Raw genomic sequence first — 18,018 nt, forward strand, 5'->3', positions numbered from 1 at the left:
CAATAATATAATTATAGAAGAGATTTCTCTGTTAAATAAATTAAAAAATATGCAAAATTTATATTTCTTTCATTATAAATAAACTTTTCATCAGTCGAATGAAAAAAGCAGTAATTAAGCTCTCCTCATGCTAAACCATTTTGAATCTTTAAAATGATGTTTTATCTGCAACCATTACAATCATGGATATTGTTGGAATAGCATTGCACTCAACTGATTTAACTTCTAATAACTGAGCAAAATATTTCAAAGAATACCACCATTAGCTATAGCAGAACAATTGGCGGAATCTGCTAAAATTTATTATAGCCATCTTTACTGCTCGAATCTCCTCTAGGTATTGTTAAAACAATAATGGCACATAGAATATTGAAGCTTTCTAAGTTTCTGTTTTATTTTGCAAAGCAATTTGAATTGTGTTCATTTCAAGATTTATATGAGGTTTCATACTATTCACGAAAGTAAGGACACAAAAACGCAGATCTTTTACTACTGGCTGCATCTTTATTGTACTGGAAAAATTGTGGCTTAAAAATTAAGCGGGTTTTAAAAAAGAACCCCTACATGCTATTTTGCCCCTTTCCAATTCAATAATGACAGTATTTATTATAGTATTGTCCAAATGGAAAATTTATTTCTTATAACACAGTTTATCCATGAGTATAATAAAATAAGCTGCACATTTTATTGGCAATACACAGCTTTGGTAATATTTTCACTAATCCCTATCCGAATTTATAAACAATCATGGAAAAGATCATCGCTCTCCACTAATGGGCTGCACTCTCTTTAGGATTTGGTGGAACTTTTATGGTCCCATAGATAATAAAACATCAATGGCTTTTGATATTTGCTCTCTTTCCCTCTAATGTAATTTCACGTCTTTATACAATCGGGCTTGCTTATCTAATGGGTGTATCACAAAGCGCATAAACTTGCTCCTGCTTACTCTGCTTTTTTGTTATGAAACCAATATGGTTCAACCATTCGAGACAGAGTATGAGATATCTTTAAACCAGTTGATTTTTCAAAAACAGTGATGAGTTTTTTCGCTTATATATTATTTTAGTGTTTGTACAATGCATAAGGAAATTAATCAGCTCTTGACTTTTTTTAGAACATCCGTAGTGTTGGCAAAAAATCTGATTACATGAGAAATAGATTTTGATAGCAAGATAATATCGTTTTCAGTATAAATAGGATTCCTAAATTATGGCTAAGGCAGCAACCATTAAGATCAAGCTTTTATCAACTGCAGATACTGGTTTTTTCTATGTCACAAAGAAAAACAGCCGTACAATGACTGACAAAATGAGTAAACGTAAATATGATCCAGTTGTGAAAAAACACGTCGAATTTAAAGAAACAAAAATTAAATAACGGATTGTACCACTTAACCGATGGGTTTTGCAGTTGAAAATCAATACAGTTTTATTCCTCTTCAAAATCATTCTCTTGAGGGGTGTTTTTTTTAAGTTAAAGAAATACTATATCTGTAATCTGCACGTTTTATATGAACTTGGATAGGTTGACTTATTTTCTGGTTGCCTATTTTTATTATAGTCATACGTCTTATCACGATATTACATTTGATCTGCTTATGTAACCGAAACACAAGGCTCATATATAAAAAGATTTTCTTATTATCATGAGATATTATCGAGGAAATGGAAAATTTGATAAAAACTATGAGTGCTTCTCATTCAATCAAACATGTTATAATGGCAGTTTTTTTATTTCATGAAAAAAAATACCATTTTAATTCAAGAGGCTTTAATTTAAAGTTTATCGGTTTTAGCTTTTTTGTCGCTACGACCTTTTTTATCATTATAACGATTTATTTTAAGCATAATCAAACACTCTCTCAAAAAGAATATTCTTCTTCTAAAGCATTTGTCGAAGGTCATGCCTCCATTATTGATGGCGATTCAATCATGATTTCTTCTGTTACAATCCGGCTTGCAGGAATTGATGCTCCTGAACTCCACCAATTCTGTGGTAAAAAAGATGCACGCTATCCTTGTGGGCTCGAGGCAAAAAAATACTTAGAACAACTCACAGCAAATCAACTTGTTAGATGTTACTGGCATAAAAAAGATAAATATCGCCGTAGCCTTGCAACATGTAAAACAAAAGAAATCAGCAACATCAACGCAACACTTGTACAAAATGGTTGGGCTGTAAGTTACTATGACTATCCTGAAGAAGAGCAAAAAGCCAAAAAGACAAAAAAAGGGATATGGCAATCAAATTTCCAACGACCAAAAGAATGGCGAAAAGCACATCCTCGAACAGAATAAGAAAAATATTCTTTAACCTTGTATCTGCCAATGAAGCAACCACACTATAACTCAATTATTGAACTTGAAAAGGAAATTTATTCCTGTCGCACTTGTATCCAACATCCCTATTATCTCCCTCCTCTTCCTCATGAACCAAAACCGGTCGTTTATTTATCTGATACAGCTTCGATTGCAATCGCAGGGCAAGCACCTGGATTGCGTGTCCATGAAACTTCTATCCCTTTTAATGATCGTTCTGGTGAAAGATTGCGTAATTGGCTCAACGTAACAAAGGAGGAATTTTATAATAGATCTCATTTTGCTATTGTCCCTATGGGCTTTTGCTTTCCAGGCTATGATCAAAATAAATATGATTTGCCTCCAAGACGTGAATGTCATGAAATATGGCATGAAAAAATATTTCACGCTATGCCACAAATAAAGCTTGTCCTTGCTATTGGAAGTTATGCACAAAAGTGGCATATTACTGAGTTAAGACATAAAACTGTTTCAGCAACCGTCAGTGATTGGAGAAATATTCTTTCCATACGTCAACCTCGAGGCTATCATGTCATGCCTTTACCTCACCCATCATGGCGAAACACTTCTTGGTTACAGAAAAACTCATGGTTTAACGAAGAGCTTATTGTGTACCTACAGAGTTTAATACGTGAATTTTTATAAACTGAATCGAGAAAAATATGGATCGCTTTGATCGAAAAGTTTTATATCTCTTACAAGAAAATGCAACACTTTCTGTCGCTGATATCGCTAAAAGAATTGGACTTTCAACCACTCCTTTCTGGCGCAGAATCCAAAAACTTGAAGAAGATAGTGTTATTCAACGTCGTGTTGCTGTTCTTTCTCCAGAGAAAGTAACGCACACATTACTGTTTTTGTTTCTATTCGCACAAATACACACAGCCATGAATGGTTTAAGCGTTTTTCAAAAATTGTTCGAGAATTCCGCGAAGTCATCGAATTTTATCGAATGAGTGGAGATATTGACTATTTATTACGTGTTGTCGTTCCCAATATCGAAGCTTATGATCTTTTTTATAAAAAATTAACTACTAAAATTGATATTCGCGATGTCTCATCTTCTTTTGCAATGGAACAAATTAAATACACAACAGAACTTCCACTCAGTTATATAAAATTGCAAGAAAAAATAAGCGGATAAAGTTCTTAAAAGATTCTTCTAATACACTATCTCTCCTTATTCAACAGCCACCATTTGTGTATGCATCAAAATAGCAGCCTTGACAATACCCGCTGCCATGGCCGCCCCTGTCCCTTCACTAAAACTCATCTCTAGATCTAAAAGCGGTTCTTTGCCAATTTTTTCTAAAAGTTTACGATGTGCAGATTCAGAAGAAACATGCCCAATCAGAGTATGATCAAGAGCCCTAGGATGCATTTTATAAAGTAGCGCTGCTGCTGCTGTTGCTACAAAACCATCCAAAATAACTGGTATTTTTTCTATTCTTGCCGCTAAAATAGCACCAACTATGGCAGCAATCTCACGTCCACCTAAACGACGCATTATTTCAAAAGGATCATTTAAATAATCCTTATGTAAAGAAATTGCTGCCTTAACTGCTGCTATTTTACGCTGATAGAATTCTCCTTCAGATTTTATTTCACTTTCTACCCATTCCTCAACTTCTCCACCAAATAACGCTAGACATAAAGCTAAAGCTATTGTTGTGTTTCCAATGCCCATTTCACCTATACACAGGAGATCTGTCCCACCAGCAATGGATTCCATTCCAAATGCCATTGTAGCAGCTGCACTACGCTCATCCATTGCTGCATCCTTGGTAATATTCATTGTGGGATATTCCAATGCTAAATCAAAAATCTTCAATCCAAGATCATAAGCTATACAAATTTGATTAATAGCACCCCCACCAGTTGAAAAATTTTGTACCATCTTTTGTGTCATAGATTGTGGAAATGGTGTAATATTTTCTTCTGTAACACCATGATTTCCAGAAAAAATAGCAACTAAAGGGCGCTTTACGATAGGCTTTTCTGTTGCTCTCCATCCAGCATACCAAACAGCAATATCTCCTAATTTTCCTAGTGCCCCTTGAGTTTTCGTTAATTCTGTTTGCCGTTTTTTCGCCAAAGTCACAGAAAATGCATCTGCAATAGGTAAATTTGTGAGTAAAGCACGAAAATCATCAAATGGACTAACGGTCATGGAGATACCTTTTCAAATCTAAAATGTTTAATGAGAATCTCATCATATATACAGGATATGAATAATTTGTTGGTTTTTTAAAAGCCGCTTTTTAAGAACATTAAATCTTGTTAGTAAAATTATTTTTGCATGATATCTTTCAACAAAGTGACTATTTTAATGATTTGTAAACTAAATGTTATCAATATCTTATTATATATTTTTAAATTATAGTCTTAATTTATTTTCACATTGCATAACCTTCATCAGTATACTGTTTAACATGCCATACTAACATTCTCTTCATAATAAAGATTGAGAGCTTTATGAAATTTTTTAATCTGAATTTTTTAAAATTTGTAAAGAAATAAAACTTTAAGAGAGAGAGCAATCTGTAAACTGTTGTTAAATGAGGGCAGAAAAAGCCTCTTTTAAAATATGCACACCTGCATCGGTTTTTGTTGCATCACTGGATAATATTTGCCGCCATCGGCGTGCTCCATCCCGCCCATGAAATAAACCGATCATATGACGTGTCACATGGGAAAGCCGCCCTCCTAATGCGATATGTCGAGCAGCATAATCACATATGGCTTCAATAAGATCACTATCACTCATTTCACTCTGCAACTCACCATATATTTCAAAATCAACATGTTTTAATAAAGCTGGATCATGATAAACTTGTCGACCAACCATGACAGCATCACACAAAGTCAAATGTTTTTTGATCTCATAAATAGATTTAATTCCACCATTTATCCCAATAAATTTATGAGGATATTTATGTTTTAATTTATAAACTCTTTCATACTTAAGTGGAGGAATATTGCGATTTTCTTTTGGACTTAATCCTTTTAACCAAGCTTTTCGTGCATGGACCCAAAGGGCATCACACCCAGCATTCCAAACCTGATCGGCTAAAAGATCTAAAGCTAACTCTTCATCCTGCTCATCCACACTCATACGACATTTGACCGTTACAGGTATCGTAACGACTTGTTTCATCGCTTCTACAGCATTTGCTACAATATTAGGATGTAACATCAAACAAGCACCAAATACACCTGCTTGAACCCGATTTGAAGGGCAACCAACATTGAGATTTATTTCATCATAACCAAATTCTTCAGCAATTCTAGCAGCCTCTGCCAATTTCTTCGGATTTGCCCCTCCTAACTGCAAGGCAATCGGATGTTCTTTATCATTCAAAGTCAATAGTTGTTCACGAACACCATGGATTACAGCATCAGCTACAATCATTTCAGTATAAAGAAGAGCTTTTTTTGTTAAAAGGCGATAAAAGAATCTACAGTGTTGATCTGTCCAGCCCAACATTGGTGCTACCGCAAATTTTACTGATGATGGAGAACTATAAGTTATCATAAGAGCTTAGTCTCTCATCTCTATTAAGTATTTCCCCTTCATACTAGATCTCCGCTCTTTTCCACTCACAGAAAGTTTTATTCCATTTACCATTACTTAGAAAAAAAATACGCTCTCTATCCAACTCTCTTCCTCAAATCATCTAAATTTTCCAAAAACCAAAAAAAGACAACAGAACGTTGCGAATAGAACAAGACTTCCTAATATCATGGCCATGCAACTGATGTTGTAAGAAATAAAATTGTACCTAAAAAACGTATTTGAATAGTACTTCCTGTCACTCACATAGTTCTTGAAGGACTTAACGACATTCTAAAGTAGACAGTATCAAAAATATTTTGAGTCTCACAAAATAATAAATGAAAGCTTCTCACACACATCATTATAGCTTATTTCCCTTCAAAGTTTTTCAGTTTATCGTGCCAATAAATTTTACAATAAGGTGCTCGTGTAAAGCTTAATTCTATAAATCTTGTTCGCTCTCTTTTTGGCTTTGCATATAAGCGGAAAGAGCATCAATCTCTTTCTTCTTAAACAAAAGCCCAAGTTTTGAACGACGCCATAACACATCTTCACATGTTTTAGCCCACTCCTTTTCTATTAACCATTTGACTTCTACTTCATAAAGTCCATGACCAAAATTTTTTCCCATATCTGCCTTCCCATTTGCAAATATCACCAAAGCCTCCGAACCATAAGAGCGCGCAAGTCTGCGATATGTAAAATCATCTAAATCTGGAATCAAAAGAGCGATCTTATTTTCAAGTGTATTTAGCTTATTATATGGAAAATTACCTCCGGGAAGCGTTGAATTTTCTGTCCATGGAGCTCCTTTCATCCCAAGCGCTTTTTCAACAAATTTCATTGCATCTTCAGCCAGCTTACGATAGGTCGTAATCTTACCACCATAAAGATTAAGAAGCGGTGGCATATTTTCTGTACTCATTTCTTTTAAAACATAATCACGTGTAATTTCTTGTGCTTTTGAAGCTCCATCATCATACAGCGGACGAACACCAGAGTAAGTCCAGACAATATTCTCACGCAATACTGGTTGTATAAAATATTCACTCGCTGCTGTACAAATATAATCAATCTCTGCATCCGTAATACAGACATTAGCAGGATCACCCTGATAGTCACAATCCGTCGTTCCAAGCAGTGTAAATTTTTCCTGATATGGAATAGAAAATATAATACGTCCATCACCGTTTTGAAAAATATATGCACGGTCATGAGCATAAAGCCTAGGAACCAGAATATGAGACCCCCTAACAAGCCGTACGGGCGGCTTCTCCTTACAGCTTAATACGTTTTCCAAAATATGATTAATCCAAGGCCCTGTCATATTCGCAACATAAGAAGCTGTAACGCAATATTCCTTGCTGTTTAATTTATTTCGAAGAATTATAAGCCATTTTTTTTCTTCTCTCTTTAAAGAGAGAATTTCTGTGCGCACTTTTATATCGGCGCCCTGCTTTTTTGCATCACGAGCATTAGCAATTACCAAACGCGCATCATCTACTCTTGCATCAGAATATTCAAAACCTTTCTGATACTCTTCCTTAAGCGTAGAACAAAAATCTTTTGAAAAATTAACCTTTTTACTGCGCCACAGTTTTTGGTTCCAGTTTCCTAAATAATCATAAATGAAAAGCCCCATACGCAACATCCAAGCAGGACGTAACTCTTTATGATAAGGGAGAATAAAACGTAAAGGACGCACAATATGTGGAGCCATCCGCAAAATAATTTCGCGTTCTTTTAACGCTTCACGAACAAGTTTAAACTCATAGTGTTCAAGATAGCGAAGACCACCATGAATAAGCTTTGTCGATGCACTTGATGTCCCTGACGCAAGATCATTCATCTCCGCCAATCCCACTTTAAATCCGCGTCCAGCTGCATCCCTTGCTAATCCACATCCGTTTATTCCTCCACCAATGATAAACAGGTCGTAATGCGTTGTGGTTTTCATCATTTTATTTTTCATCATTTATTTAATTTGCTCTACTATACTCAATAAGATAACAGCTAAAAGATAATGCCAATGCTCTTAATCGAATTGTTACGTTCTTTTTTCCCATAATAAATACGCATAAAAATATTTTTAATATTACAGAATTAAAAAAAACATCTGATAAAAAAACGAAAAATTCAGCCACTGTAAAAAACAGTATTATCGTAAAATATGCTTTATATGAAAGCTCCTTAGAAAAAAATTGATATTTTCTCTGCAACCTATTAGATTTACACTATAGTTAAATATCTTATTGCATATAGACAATAGCTCTCATATAAATTTACTCAACATTACAATAGGAATATGAAGCCATATAAATGATGACCTATCAGCCCCAACACTCAAAAACAACGCTCATTTCAAAATTTTTAACAACAGCTCTGTTGAGTATTTTGACCTTTTCTTCTTTTTCATCAAACGCAATATCACACGAGAAAACAGCAAATCATTTCAGCTCAGAAAAACTTAAGACACAGCTTCTAGAAGATCCCACTTTCTTATCTAAGCTTAAAAAAAAGCTTATACCACTTATCAATGATCACGATATTCAAAATATTGTAAGGGATTATTTACTCACTCATCCAGAGATTATGATCGAAATGCAGCTTATCCTCCAAGAAAAGCTGGAAAAGAACAGCGAACAAACGGCTCAAAAACAAGCTTCCATCATCAATTTGTTTAAAAAGGAAATTTTTCAGTCTCCTCATGATGCTGTTTTGGGAAATCCAAATGGTAAGAAAGTGCTTGTTGATTTTTTTGATTACAATTGTGGATATTGCAAAATGTCCTATTCATACATAGAAAACTTAATAAAAGAGGATCCAGATCTACGGGTTATTGTTAAAGATCTACCAATTTTGGGAGCTGATTCTATGGCGGCACATACTGTTGCCTACGCTTTTCGAAAACAATTTCCAGAAAAATATCCTCAGTTTCATAGAGCGCTTTTAACTAGTAAAAGTCGCGCAAATGAGGCTAAAGCTATAAAAATAGCAGTTTCATTAGGAGCAGATGAAAAAAAACTGCGCAATGCAATAAGGGATTTCAATCTTCAAAATTCCTTTAAAGAAAATATTCAAATTGCCTCTGCTCTCAATATCACAGGGACGCCCTCTTATATTATTGGTGATAAAATACTCATTGGAGCCGTGAGCCAAGATATTTTAAAAGAATCCATCAAAAATGTGCAGTAAATATCTTTTCTTTATCTCATCAACTTGATGAAGAATACCATACATGAAATAATTTTATGCTTTCTCTTTTTGAGTAACAGGCTTATAAATGTGAGTTCATACAGCAGATACTGGGTTAAAACTGCAAAATATAATGCTTTAAAAATACATAGCTTTTAACAGAAGCCTTTAAAAAGGTTATCCGTAGTCTAGAGATATTTGATCATAACAATTAAATAGTGACGATCTTCATTGATCAAGGAGTGAAAAATAAAATGGCAACAAAAAAAATGGATGCGGGAAAATATACCGCAATTGATACGAACATTATCCGAGACCTCGCTGAAATTTTAAATGATACAAATTTAACGAATATTGAACTTGAACAAGGTGAACTGCGTATTCGTGTATCCCGTCAAAACACCCCAGTCACTCCTGAACAAACAATTTATGCCCCTATTTCCACCCCTCCTGCTGCTGTAACTTCTCCTCCTATCCCAACGACTGAAACTCCTCTACAAGAAGACAAATCAAAAAATGCAATAACATCCCCAATGGTTGGGACAGCCTATCTTGCACCTTCACCAGGTGCACAACCTTTTGTAGTAGTAGGACAAAATGTTTCTGAAGGACAGACTTTACTTATCATTGAAGCAATGAAAACAATGAACCAAATTCCATCACCACGCTCAGGAACGGTGACTGCTATTTTTGTTCAAGATGGGCAACCCGTTGAATTTGGTGAACCACTTATTGTTGTTGAATAAAGCGAGGGGCAACTATGATTCGAAAAATTCTCATTGCTAATCGGGGAGAAATTGCTCTTCGCGTACTACGAGCCTGCAAAGAGCTTGGAATAAAGACTGTAGCCGTTCACTCCACTGCTGATGCTGATGCCATGCATGTTCGTCTTGCTGACGAGAGTGTCTGTATTGGCCCTCCCCCAGCACGCGATTCTTATTTAAGTATTCAGCAAATTATTGCTGCATGCGAAATTACAGGAGCTGATGCTGTTCATCCAGGCTATGGCTTTCTTTCTGAAAATGCAAAATTTGCAGATGTTCTAGAGGCCCATGACATCACATTTATCGGCCCAACAGCTGCGCATATTCGGATCATGGGCGATAAAATCGAAGCAAAGAAAACCGCTAAAAAACTTGGAATTCCTGTAGTCCCTGGTTCAGACGGAGCTGTCACTGAAGAATCTGAAGCTCTACGTACTGCTCGTGAAATTGGTTATCCAGTTATTATTAAGGCTTCTGCCGGTGGTGGAGGACGCGGTATGAAAGTGGTCCATTCTGAACAAGAGTTTGCTATAGCTCTTAAAACAACCCGTTCAGAAGCAGCAGCAGCTTTTGGAGATGATGCAGTTTATATTGAAAAATATCTAGAAAAGCCTCGTCATATTGAAATTCAAATAATCGGTGATGGAGCAGGGAATGCTATTCATTTAGGAGAACGCGATTGTTCACTTCAACGACGTCATCAAAAAATATGGGAAGAAGCTACATCACCCGCGCTTAATGAGACTGAACGGAAAAAAATTGGTGACATTGTCGCAAATGCCTGTGCACAACTTGGATACCGCGGAGCAGGTACTATTGAGTTTCTTTATGAAAATGGCAAATTCTATTTTATTGAGATGAATACGCGTTTACAAGTTGAACATCCTGTAACCGAAGCGATTACAGGCATAGATTTAGTTCACGAACAAATTCATATTGCATCAGGCTGCAAACTTTCAGTTGCACAAGATGACATTTGCTTCTCTGGTCATGCTATTGAATGTCGTATTAATGCTGAAGATCCTATTAACTTTACGCCATCTCCAGGAACCATTACACATTTTCATACACCAGGAGGTTTAGGAATTCGCGTTGATTCAGGTGCTTATTCAGGTTATCGCATTCCTCCTTATTATGACAGCATGATTGGAAAGTTAATTGTTCATGGACGTACACGTTTAGAATGTATGATGCGGTTAAGGCGTGCTTTAGATGAATTTGTGGTCGATGGAATCAAAACCACGTTACCTCTCTTTCGCGATCTCATTAACAATAAAGATGTTGCAGAAGGTAATTATAATATTCATTGGCTAGAAAAATATCTTTCTAGCCAATCGAATTCTTCAGATTCGTGAATCTGGTAGCAAAAAGCATTTTTTTCTCAACGCTTTTATAAAGTATCAATGTGGAAATAATTTCTGACATTGTGATAAAGGATGATAAGAAAATAAAGAAGCTCATTATTTTATAATTTGACGTATAATTTCTAAAAATATGCATAAAAACTGATAATTTTCTATTTTCCTTTTTGTGAGTTTGTGCTACCTCCTATGTGGTTATGCCCTTATAGCTCAGTTGGTAGAGCACCTGATTTGTAATCAGGGGGTCGGGAGTTCGAGTCTCTCTGGGGGCACCATTCTCTTTTTTATCCCAAGCAACTTATTGGTTTTAAGTATGTTTTTTTGAGGTGAGGGATGCGTGGATAAAAGTGAGGGAATAGGATTTCGAATATGCCCCTATAAAGTATTATGAAGCAGGAGTTCTTTTTGAGGATTCAGAATCGACTTCTTATCGAAATAAATCTGAATGTGTACCTGTCCTATCAAAATGGACTCGCTCTTCATCAACTATATAAATTAATAACCAATCTGGCTCTGTATAAAGATCTCGACGAGGCTTCCAATTTCCTTGTAATGCGTAATCATTTAAAATAGCTGGCAATTGCTGCTTATGAATTAGAAGTTGCATAACTTCTAGAAGCTTTTGCATATCTTTGCCTCGCTTTTTTGCTCGTTTTACGTCCTTTTTAAACTTTCCTGAATAGCTCACTGAACGCATACTTAGATATCCAGTTGCTTCATCAAATCAGTAAGATTTTTAGCATAAAAAACATCATCATTGCTGTCGGTTTTATGAAAAGTTTCAAGCGTTTCCTGATTAGGTATCTTGTTATTTTCAACGTAAACACGGATAAGATCACGTAAAATTTGAGATGCTGGACGGTGTTTTCTTTCAGCTATAGCCATAAACGCGTTTTTTAAATTTATATCTACTTTAGCTGATATAAGTTCACTTTTTATACTCATAATATTTCCTCTTTAAGAAGTTTAATGATTAAACTATGTTTAACTTATGATTGATATCAATTTCTTTTTAAAGAAGAATTTTCTAACTCCTTGTTAACCATCTTTTGAGATGTGTAAGGATGTTATCCAGCGCATCCATAATGCGGGCAAAATCGATAATGAACATAAAGATAATGAACGCCACCCACTTCACGCAACGAGACATCATCTTTAAACCCTGATAGGTATTGATCATCTCATAAAGCAGCTGTCGTTCGTTTTCTGTAAGTTCTTTATCTTTGTTGTTTGGTTTCTCGACCATCTTTCCAACCGCATAAATGCGCTCCCTGCTTGTTATGTTTTAAAATGTCTCTTGCTAGGTTGGGACTGATGACCGCAATATCGTGCGAATCTAAATAAAGCGGCAACCAGCCAACACAAGAAACAGCCCTATTTGCCGCGCACCCAACGAGAAAGAGCAGAGCGCACATCACCATCACTTTTCTGATTAACTTCATTTTCAACCTCAAGCCGTCTTATTGCTGTCTTCAAAGCATTCTTTGTCTGCTTGTGCTGTTCGCTTTTCTTGCCAAGGTAAAATGCCTTAGCTAAAGCTATAAAAAAACGGCTAAAGCCGCTGTAAACATCAGGTACTATTTCTTGAACCAGAAAATCACAACCGCTGCTCCCGAAACCGTTTGGCTACAAACACTATGCTCGTGCATGCCGCTAAAACCATTATGCCGGCTAAAACCCATTGAATGGGTCCATTGCCTGCCAATAATCCCCCAAGACCAGAGCAAGAACCTATAATCGGAGCGAGCGCTTCTGCTTTGAGAAGTCCTGTTGCCTCTTTCGTTTCCGCACATTGATAATTAAAACAAACATAAGATCCCTTCGCCCATAACCCCGCTTCTACTGTTCTACGGTTTGCTAATGCTTTAAGAGGCTTGCCTCCTATCTTATTCCATCTCTGTAATTCTGCTGGAACCGATTCATAATCTCCCTTATTAAGCTTTTTTAAAAGGGTAGATTTACAAAAGGCTTTGGTTCCTACATTATAGCAAAAGGACACTAATGCCGCGAACTGTTCACATCCGTTAACTTTACCGTAACAGCTTCCTCAATCGCTTTCTCAAATTGCTTTAAATCCTTACAAATGATTTCCTCTGCTTGCCCTTGTGTAATGCACATGCCCTTCTTAACAATCGGTTTGCCCGCAGAGCTGGTGTGACCATAACCTATTGTCCAAACGCATGCCTTATCTTGATACGCATTCAAGCGTAACCCTTCCCATTGCTTGATCAGAACTAAACCTTCTTTCGATATTCTTCTCATAGCTTACTCCATAAAAAAAGCCCCACAAAAGTGAGGCGGCATAAAAGGGATATCTCAATGAAAACTAGACAGTTTCATCCCTATTGTCTTTAATTAATTGCTCTACTTCTTCAACACGAAAACCAAGTTGAAAGAGCGGCGCATATTCACTTTCCTGTAATTCATATTGATAACGCTTTTCTATCAAATCTTTCTCTGAAGCAATCGACATTTCTGTTGCCGTATGAATCCTATGCCTCTCATCTTCAATCCCTTCTTCTCCAAGCTCTTTTATCGCAACCAAATACAAACGCGTTTCTAGAAGCTGTTCTAGCCTTCTCACCGTTTCTACCTTGTCATAGTCCAGCATGTTCAAATAATCTTGCTTGGTGTTTAAATGTTCTGGATAGTCTCTCATCCCTGTTGTCTCCTTAAACAAAACGTTGCGAGCGGCTACATCTACGAGCGCCTACTTCTTCACCCCGTGAAGAACGAGACAATACACCGCGAAGGAACAGATCGCTTCGTCCATCATTGGACCAGCTGCCACCTCCAACCAAAACATTCATCTCTGTTTTATAACTCGTTCACAACGTCCCACTAGACTAGACTTGCATAGCAAAAACGCCTGATAAAAATTGCCAAACATAACCACAACCATCCTCACAATCAATATGCGAGATCATACGCCTATTATCCGTATCAACGTAACCACCCGAATGTTTAGGCAACGGAGCTTCTTTACCTTGAATGTTGGTCTTATCGTTGCTCCCATACATCGCAGAAGCAAACTGTTCATCAGTCAAAAAAGACTTCTTCACACGCAACAGATCTGATATGTGATCCGTAGAAGAACGGTTTGTCGTTATAGGAACACCATGCGCAGAGCGCGTGTTTTCATCCGTGCCTGACTGCAAATAAATATCTACCCAAAGGTTTTGAGAAGGGTCATAGACCATTCATTCTGGAGAACTCTGCGGACGATGATTTAAATACCAAACAAAGTTGGGTAAAATATTCCCCGCCTGATAGGCCGATACAAGATATTGATTTATAATGATAATTTACTGTTTTGCATATTGAATTAGACCCCCGAATAACGTAGGATTCTCTCATTTCAAATCTGTTTATGTTGAATCAATCAAAACTACTTGCTTGCACGTCATAAGCGGGGCTGGCGTGTGGGTAAAAGCTATAGAAGAAAGGAGTAAAAATACCTCTTATGAACCGCCTTAATGCAAGGGCTGTCGCAACATTGGGGGCTGGCAAATATAATGATGGTGTCGGCTTATTACTTCATAAGCGTAAAGATGGTGGTGCTCAATGACTTTACCGGTATACCATTCATGGGCGCCGTCGCGTAATGGGCTTGGGTGCTTTGAGAGATATCTCTTTAAAACAAGCCCGTGAATCGGTAACCCAATGGCGTGCTGTTTTACGTGAGGGTCGTGACCCCATTAAAGAACGCAACAAACAAAAGCGTGAGGCAATGCGCAATCTCCATTACTTAAAAGAGATTGCCGTGGATGCTTTTGAAAGCCGTAAAGCAGAATTAAAAGGAGATGGGAATTGGTTTCTACCTTTAAAACTTCATATTTTCCCTAAATTAGGCTGTTTACCCGTTTCAGAAATCACCCAAACAGATATATGCAATGCTCTTGCTCCTATCTGGCGTACAAAAGCTGGAACTGCCTATAAAGCACTAAACCGACTTAATCTTTATTTCAAACATGCTGCTACACTAGATTTGAATGTTGATTTACAAGTAATAGAAAAAACAAAAGCTCTCTTAGGAAAATAACACCATAAAGCTACAAATTGGCCGGCAATGGATTGGAGAGATGTGCCGGTTTTTTTATCAATTTCTCTGCAAAACAACAACTATAAAAACATTTAGCTTTGCGTTTACTTATCCTTACAGGAGTTCGTAGCAATCCTTTGTGTCATATTCGTGAAGATCAGATTGAAGATGATATCTGGACAATCCCTGCTGAGAATATGAAAGGAAAGCGTGATGCGACAACAGAGTTTCGCGTGCCCCTATCATCTGAAGCAATGAAAGTTATTGAACAAGCCCGCTGTATCTCTAAAAGTGATTTCATCTTTTCACTTACCGGTCGTGGTCCTCTTTCACATACGATGATGGCGCGGCGTATATGAGAAAAAATAAAATTGAAGCCTGTCCCCATGGTTTTCGTTCTAGTTTACGCGATTGGCTAGCAGAAACAACCGATGCCCCCTATGAGGTCGCTGAAACCATTCTATGTCATACGGTCGGAGGACAAGTAGAGCGCTCCTATCGTCGTACTGATTATCTGGAACAGCGCCGTGTCTATATGGATAAATGGGCAGCTTATGTCACTGGTCAATCCTAAGATATGGGGTGCAATACCCCATTATCCGTGGATAACTTTAGCTCTCTTTTCTCTCATTCTTTCTCAATAAGACTTATAAATTATCACATAAGGTTTTATATGATAAAATATTGTTTTATATAAATAAAATACATTCAAAAATGAACAAAATATGGTTAATAAATGCTTATGATTTGTTGCCATTTTTATAGTGAAAGGAATTTATAATGACAGAGAACGATATTCTTTTAACAAACCGTGAAAGTGCAAAACTGCTTCATATGAGTGTTTCAACATTCCAGCACCATGTAACTAATGGCTCTCTCCCAAAACCTTTAAAATTTGGCTTTTTATCGCGTTGGTTACAATCGGATCTTTTGAATGTAATCGAGCAAGCGAAACAGCAACGTTATAACGACGCGGTATAAAAAGAAAACCTTGTCACATAAGAATGGACAAGGATTTCTCTGCTGAAGCAAGACTTAAGGTTTGCATTCAAGTTGTTCTGAATGCTTTTTACAATAAGGGCTATTTAAGCGTCTCTCAACACTTCGCTGAGGCATGACAGCACCAGGACGACATATGGGAAGGTTTTCGGATTTATGATTTCCACACCAATCTTGTATTGTAAAGCTAGGGCGAAAACCTGATTGCGCCATACATATTTCAATACTGGCGAATTGATTTAAATCTAGCGCCACAACCTTATTAAGGTCCGGTACTCCACATTCTAAAAGTATTTTATTTCTCCATAATGCTGGAGAAAGTAAGGGAATTGAATTAACACATCCAGCGATACTTAACAGAGCCATGCAACTCAATAGTTTTAAGATTTTCTTCATTTTTCCCCTCTTTCAATGGATTTATTTACGATAAAAAAGCTCGGAAGCCTGTTGATATTTTCTCTCCATACTGTGTTCAAGACAAGTTAGGACTAAATTGAGATGCTGGATTGAGAAAACAATCGCGCTATTCCAAAAGCGAAGGTAAGGATGGAGGATTGTTTCCCATCAGCAGCAGTAAGACTTAAGGTTGGCATTCAGGTTGTACTGGACTTCTTTTACAAAACGGGCTATTTAAACGCCTTTCGACACTTCGTTGCGGGATGACAGCGCCTGGTCGACATATGGGGAGGTTTTCCTCTTTAAAATTCTCACACCATCCCCCCCCCCATTTATCTTTATAATGGAATCCTGCTTGAAGCATACAGCCATGAATTGTTTCTATTGCATTGATACTTAGCTCTCTGTTTTCTGAATCCTCACCATAAGGGGTTGGCATTCCACATTCTAATAAGGCTTTTCCTACCTCAGTAAAATCTGCTCCTGGCTTCTCCCACATACTTAGGTACCCCGGAGGAGGCTTATCAATGTTACACCCAGCGATAGTTAACAGCATGATCCCACTCAATAATTTTAAGGTTTGTTTCATTTTTTCCTCCCTGATTTATTTGAATATATTTTTTGGCGGTGCTTATAAGAATCCCCATAAGCACGCCTACATGCTAGATCCGCATTTCCATAACAAGCGTGGACAGTAGGATAAGTCGTAAATATTTTCCACACCTCTTTCCTGCCGTTACTACCAGAGGGTATTTGTTCAAAGGTATAAGGATTGTGACCAGCTAACCATCCACCAACAAAGTCATATTTATGATTTTCCAAATTGACATAATCCTGCTTGCCATCACTTACATAATTTAGCGTATTTGCCATATCTTGAGCATTATAAGCTGGTCCAAAAAGATAGATATCTGTTTCTTTTGCTATGCCGTGGATGCCATGCTTTTCAAAATCACGCATTCCGTTACCTACTGTTAAGCTACCACGGCTATGCGCACTAATAAGTAATCCATCATTGCCATAGTTCAGTACCAGATTTTGGTACTTCTTGCTCGAATTACTCCATCCCCCAAAATACTGATAAATCGCTATCCCAAACTCTACGAGCTTGTCTTCAGCTTGGGGAAAATATGTAAAATAAAGGGGATTATGCTCATTATCAGCTAACTGAACGGCATTACGCGCTGCGTCATCTGGTGTATTTGAAATGCCATTATAGAACATACGCCTGTTGCCATCAGAACCTGCTTGTAAATACTGCTCATCTTCAGCTTTTAAAAAGTGATACAGAGGTATTAGTTTTCCATGGCTGTCTTTTATATACTCTCCATTTTCATTTTTTGCATAGATGACATTGCCATGTTCATCATGCAAAACCTCACCT

At 37.0% G+C, this 18,018-nt stretch carries 18 protein-coding genes, 1 tRNA gene and 4 pseudogenes; 10 read left to right on the forward strand and 13 right to left on the reverse strand.

Annotation, left to right across the window (positions count from 1 at the left end; genetic code table 11):
- The first annotated feature begins 1,212 nt into the window (after positions 1-1,212).
- The 4 genes and pseudogenes from rpmG (at position 1,213) to J7R10_RS06020 (ending at position 3,465) form a co-directional block, all read left to right on the forward strand.
- Complete coding sequence (rpmG, locus tag J7R10_RS06005) at positions 1,213-1,380, forward strand: 50S ribosomal protein L33 (protein ID WP_004864083.1); 168 nt, start codon at positions 1,213-1,215, stop codon at positions 1,378-1,380.
- A 341-nt stretch (positions 1,381-1,721) separates the two neighbouring features.
- On the forward strand, positions 1,722-2,300 hold the full coding sequence (locus J7R10_RS06010) for a thermonuclease family protein (protein ID WP_035000689.1): 579 nt from the start codon (positions 1,722-1,724) through the stop codon (positions 2,298-2,300).
- Positions 2,301-2,330: 30 nt separating this feature from the next.
- Positions 2,331-2,966: a uracil-DNA glycosylase family protein gene (locus tag J7R10_RS06015; RefSeq protein WP_010705327.1), complete on the forward strand. Its 636-nt coding sequence runs from the start codon at positions 2,331-2,333 to the stop codon at positions 2,964-2,966.
- A 17-nt stretch (positions 2,967-2,983) separates the two neighbouring features.
- Positions 2,984-3,465 (forward strand): annotated as a pseudogene (locus J7R10_RS06020) (Lrp/AsnC family transcriptional regulator).
- Between the two features lie 36 nt (positions 3,466-3,501).
- On the opposite strand, the gene J7R10_RS06025 reads toward J7R10_RS06020, so the two are convergent.
- From J7R10_RS06025 to glpD, 3 genes are all read right to left on the reverse strand, one after another.
- Positions 3,502-4,491, reverse strand: a complete 990-nt coding sequence (locus tag J7R10_RS06025; RefSeq protein ID WP_010705328.1) for a nicotinate-nucleotide--dimethylbenzimidazole phosphoribosyltransferase — start codon at positions 4,489-4,491, stop codon at positions 3,502-3,504.
- Positions 4,492-4,875: 384 nt separating this feature from the next.
- On the reverse strand, positions 4,876-5,856 hold the full coding sequence (gene dusA, locus J7R10_RS06030) for a tRNA dihydrouridine(20/20a) synthase DusA (RefSeq protein ID WP_010705329.1): 981 nt from the start codon (positions 5,854-5,856) through the stop codon (positions 4,876-4,878).
- Positions 5,857-6,319: 463 nt separating this feature from the next.
- The gene (gene glpD / locus J7R10_RS06035; RefSeq protein WP_010705330.1) at positions 6,320-7,852 is read right to left on the reverse strand and encodes a glycerol-3-phosphate dehydrogenase; all 1,533 of its coding nucleotides are present in this window, start codon (positions 7,850-7,852) and stop codon (positions 6,320-6,322) included.
- Positions 7,853-8,199: 347 nt separating this feature from the next.
- Here glpD and J7R10_RS06040 point away from each other — a divergent pair, with 347 nt between their 5' ends.
- From J7R10_RS06040 to J7R10_RS06055, 4 genes are all read left to right on the forward strand, one after another.
- Positions 8,200-9,072, forward strand: coding sequence for a DsbA family protein (locus tag J7R10_RS06040; protein WP_026501346.1), 873 nt, complete (start codon positions 8,200-8,202; stop codon positions 9,070-9,072).
- 254 nt (positions 9,073-9,326) lie between these two features.
- Complete coding sequence (gene accB / locus J7R10_RS06045; RefSeq protein WP_010705332.1) at positions 9,327-9,818, forward strand: acetyl-CoA carboxylase biotin carboxyl carrier protein; 492 nt, start codon at positions 9,327-9,329, stop codon at positions 9,816-9,818.
- Positions 9,819-9,832: 14 nt separating this feature from the next.
- Positions 9,833-11,191, forward strand: a complete 1,359-nt coding sequence (gene accC, locus J7R10_RS06050) for an acetyl-CoA carboxylase biotin carboxylase subunit (RefSeq protein WP_010705333.1) — start codon at positions 9,833-9,835, stop codon at positions 11,189-11,191.
- Positions 11,192-11,396: 205 nt separating this feature from the next.
- Positions 11,397-11,472: transfer RNA gene (locus J7R10_RS06055), tRNA-Thr, on the forward strand.
- A 152-nt stretch (positions 11,473-11,624) separates the two neighbouring features.
- On the opposite strand, the gene J7R10_RS06060 is transcribed toward J7R10_RS06055, so the two are convergent.
- From J7R10_RS06060 to J7R10_RS06090, 7 genes and pseudogenes are all read right to left on the reverse strand, one after another.
- Positions 11,625-11,894 (reverse strand): type II toxin-antitoxin system RelE/ParE family toxin, encoded by a 270-nt coding sequence (locus tag J7R10_RS06060; protein ID WP_010705334.1) that lies wholly within the window; start codon positions 11,892-11,894, stop codon positions 11,625-11,627.
- A 2-nt stretch (positions 11,895-11,896) separates the two neighbouring features.
- Positions 11,897-12,142: a ribbon-helix-helix domain-containing protein gene (locus J7R10_RS06065; RefSeq protein WP_010705335.1), complete on the reverse strand. Its 246-nt coding sequence runs from the start codon at positions 12,140-12,142 to the stop codon at positions 11,897-11,899.
- Positions 12,143-12,224: 82 nt separating this feature from the next.
- Positions 12,225-12,443 (reverse strand): hypothetical protein, encoded by a 219-nt coding sequence (locus J7R10_RS06070; RefSeq protein ID WP_035000687.1) that lies wholly within the window; start codon positions 12,441-12,443, stop codon positions 12,225-12,227.
- Between the two features lie 351 nt (positions 12,444-12,794).
- Positions 12,795-13,459: pseudogene (locus J7R10_RS06075) on the reverse strand (lysozyme).
- Between the two features lie 64 nt (positions 13,460-13,523).
- Entirely contained in the window at positions 13,524-13,856 is a 333-nt protein-coding gene (locus J7R10_RS06080; RefSeq protein ID WP_010705337.1) for a hypothetical protein, read from the reverse strand.
- Between the two features lie 13 nt (positions 13,857-13,869).
- Positions 13,870-14,007 carry a hypothetical protein gene (locus J7R10_RS06085; protein ID WP_155806764.1) on the reverse strand — a complete coding sequence of 46 codons (138 nt, stop codon included), beginning with the start codon at positions 14,005-14,007 and terminating at the stop codon, positions 13,870-13,872.
- Between the two features lie 36 nt (positions 14,008-14,043).
- Positions 14,044-14,397 (reverse strand): hypothetical protein, encoded by a 354-nt coding sequence (locus tag J7R10_RS06090; protein WP_051101756.1) that lies wholly within the window; start codon positions 14,395-14,397, stop codon positions 14,044-14,046.
- Positions 14,398-14,651: 254 nt separating this feature from the next.
- Between J7R10_RS06090 and J7R10_RS06095 the strand changes: the two are divergent.
- Positions 14,652-15,813, forward strand: a pseudogene (locus J7R10_RS06095) (tyrosine-type recombinase/integrase).
- A gap of 206 nt (positions 15,814-16,019) precedes the next feature.
- The gene (locus tag J7R10_RS06100; protein WP_010705338.1) at positions 16,020-16,220 is read left to right on the forward strand and encodes a helix-turn-helix transcriptional regulator; all 201 of its coding nucleotides are present in this window, start codon (positions 16,020-16,022) and stop codon (positions 16,218-16,220) included.
- A gap of 54 nt (positions 16,221-16,274) precedes the next feature.
- On the opposite strand, the gene J7R10_RS06105 is transcribed toward J7R10_RS06100, so the two are convergent.
- From J7R10_RS06105 to J7R10_RS06115, 3 genes and pseudogenes are all read right to left on the reverse strand, one after another.
- A complete protein-coding gene (locus J7R10_RS06105) occupies positions 16,275-16,634 on the reverse strand; it encodes a hypothetical protein (protein ID WP_010705339.1) in 360 nt (119 codons plus the stop codon).
- 184 nt (positions 16,635-16,818) lie between these two features.
- Positions 16,819-17,223: a hypothetical protein gene (locus tag J7R10_RS06110; RefSeq protein WP_010705340.1), complete on the reverse strand. Its 405-nt coding sequence runs from the start codon at positions 17,221-17,223 to the stop codon at positions 16,819-16,821.
- Positions 17,220-18,018 (reverse strand): annotated as a pseudogene (locus tag J7R10_RS06115) (filamentous hemagglutinin); the annotation flags it as partial. The pseudogene J7R10_RS06115 and the gene J7R10_RS06110, both read right to left, overlap by 4 nt.

This window comes from Bartonella vinsonii subsp. berkhoffii ATCC 51672 (genome assembly GCF_902825225.1).
Taxonomy (GTDB): domain Bacteria; phylum Pseudomonadota; class Alphaproteobacteria; order Rhizobiales; family Rhizobiaceae; genus Bartonella; species Bartonella berkhoffii.

Coding starts and splice junctions, on each gene's coding strand:
- J7R10_RS06040 (WP_026501346.1), top strand. CDS start 8,200: ATGACCTATCAGCCCCAACACTCAAAAACAACGCTCATTTCAAAATTT.
- J7R10_RS06065 (WP_010705335.1), bottom strand. CDS start 12,142: ATGAGTATAAAAAGTGAACTTATATCAGCTAAAGTAGATATAAATTTA.
- J7R10_RS06100 (WP_010705338.1), top strand. CDS start 16,020: ATGACAGAGAACGATATTCTTTTAACAAACCGTGAAAGTGCAAAACTG.
- dusA (WP_010705329.1), bottom strand. CDS start 5,856: ATGATAACTTATAGTTCTCCATCATCAGTAAAATTTGCGGTAGCACCA.
- accB (WP_010705332.1), top strand. CDS start 9,327: ATGGCAACAAAAAAAATGGATGCGGGAAAATATACCGCAATTGATACG.
- J7R10_RS06110 (WP_010705340.1), bottom strand. CDS start 17,223: ATGAAACAAACCTTAAAATTATTGAGTGGGATCATGCTGTTAACTATC.
- rpmG (WP_004864083.1), top strand. CDS start 1,213: ATGGCTAAGGCAGCAACCATTAAGATCAAGCTTTTATCAACTGCAGAT.
- J7R10_RS06070 (WP_035000687.1), bottom strand. CDS start 12,443: ATGGTCGAGAAACCAAACAACAAAGATAAAGAACTTACAGAAAACGAA.
- J7R10_RS06090 (WP_051101756.1), bottom strand. CDS start 14,397: ATGGTCTATGACCCTTCTCAAAACCTTTGGGTAGATATTTATTTGCAG.
- J7R10_RS06060 (WP_010705334.1), bottom strand. CDS start 11,894: ATGCGTTCAGTGAGCTATTCAGGAAAGTTTAAAAAGGACGTAAAACGA.
- J7R10_RS06010 (WP_035000689.1), top strand. CDS start 1,722: ATGGCAGTTTTTTTATTTCATGAAAAAAAATACCATTTTAATTCAAGA.
- J7R10_RS06025 (WP_010705328.1), bottom strand. CDS start 4,491: ATGACCGTTAGTCCATTTGATGATTTTCGTGCTTTACTCACAAATTTA.
- J7R10_RS06105 (WP_010705339.1), bottom strand. CDS start 16,634: ATGAAGAAAATCTTAAAACTATTGAGTTGCATGGCTCTGTTAAGTATC.
- glpD (WP_010705330.1), bottom strand. CDS start 7,852: ATGATGAAAAATAAAATGATGAAAACCACAACGCATTACGACCTGTTT.
- J7R10_RS06080 (WP_010705337.1), bottom strand. CDS start 13,856: ATGAGAGACTATCCAGAACATTTAAACACCAAGCAAGATTATTTGAAC.
- accC (WP_010705333.1), top strand. CDS start 9,833: ATGATTCGAAAAATTCTCATTGCTAATCGGGGAGAAATTGCTCTTCGC.
- J7R10_RS06015 (WP_010705327.1), top strand. CDS start 2,331: ATGAAGCAACCACACTATAACTCAATTATTGAACTTGAAAAGGAAATT.
- J7R10_RS06085 (WP_155806764.1), bottom strand. CDS start 14,007: ATGAATGTTTTGGTTGGAGGTGGCAGCTGGTCCAATGATGGACGAAGC.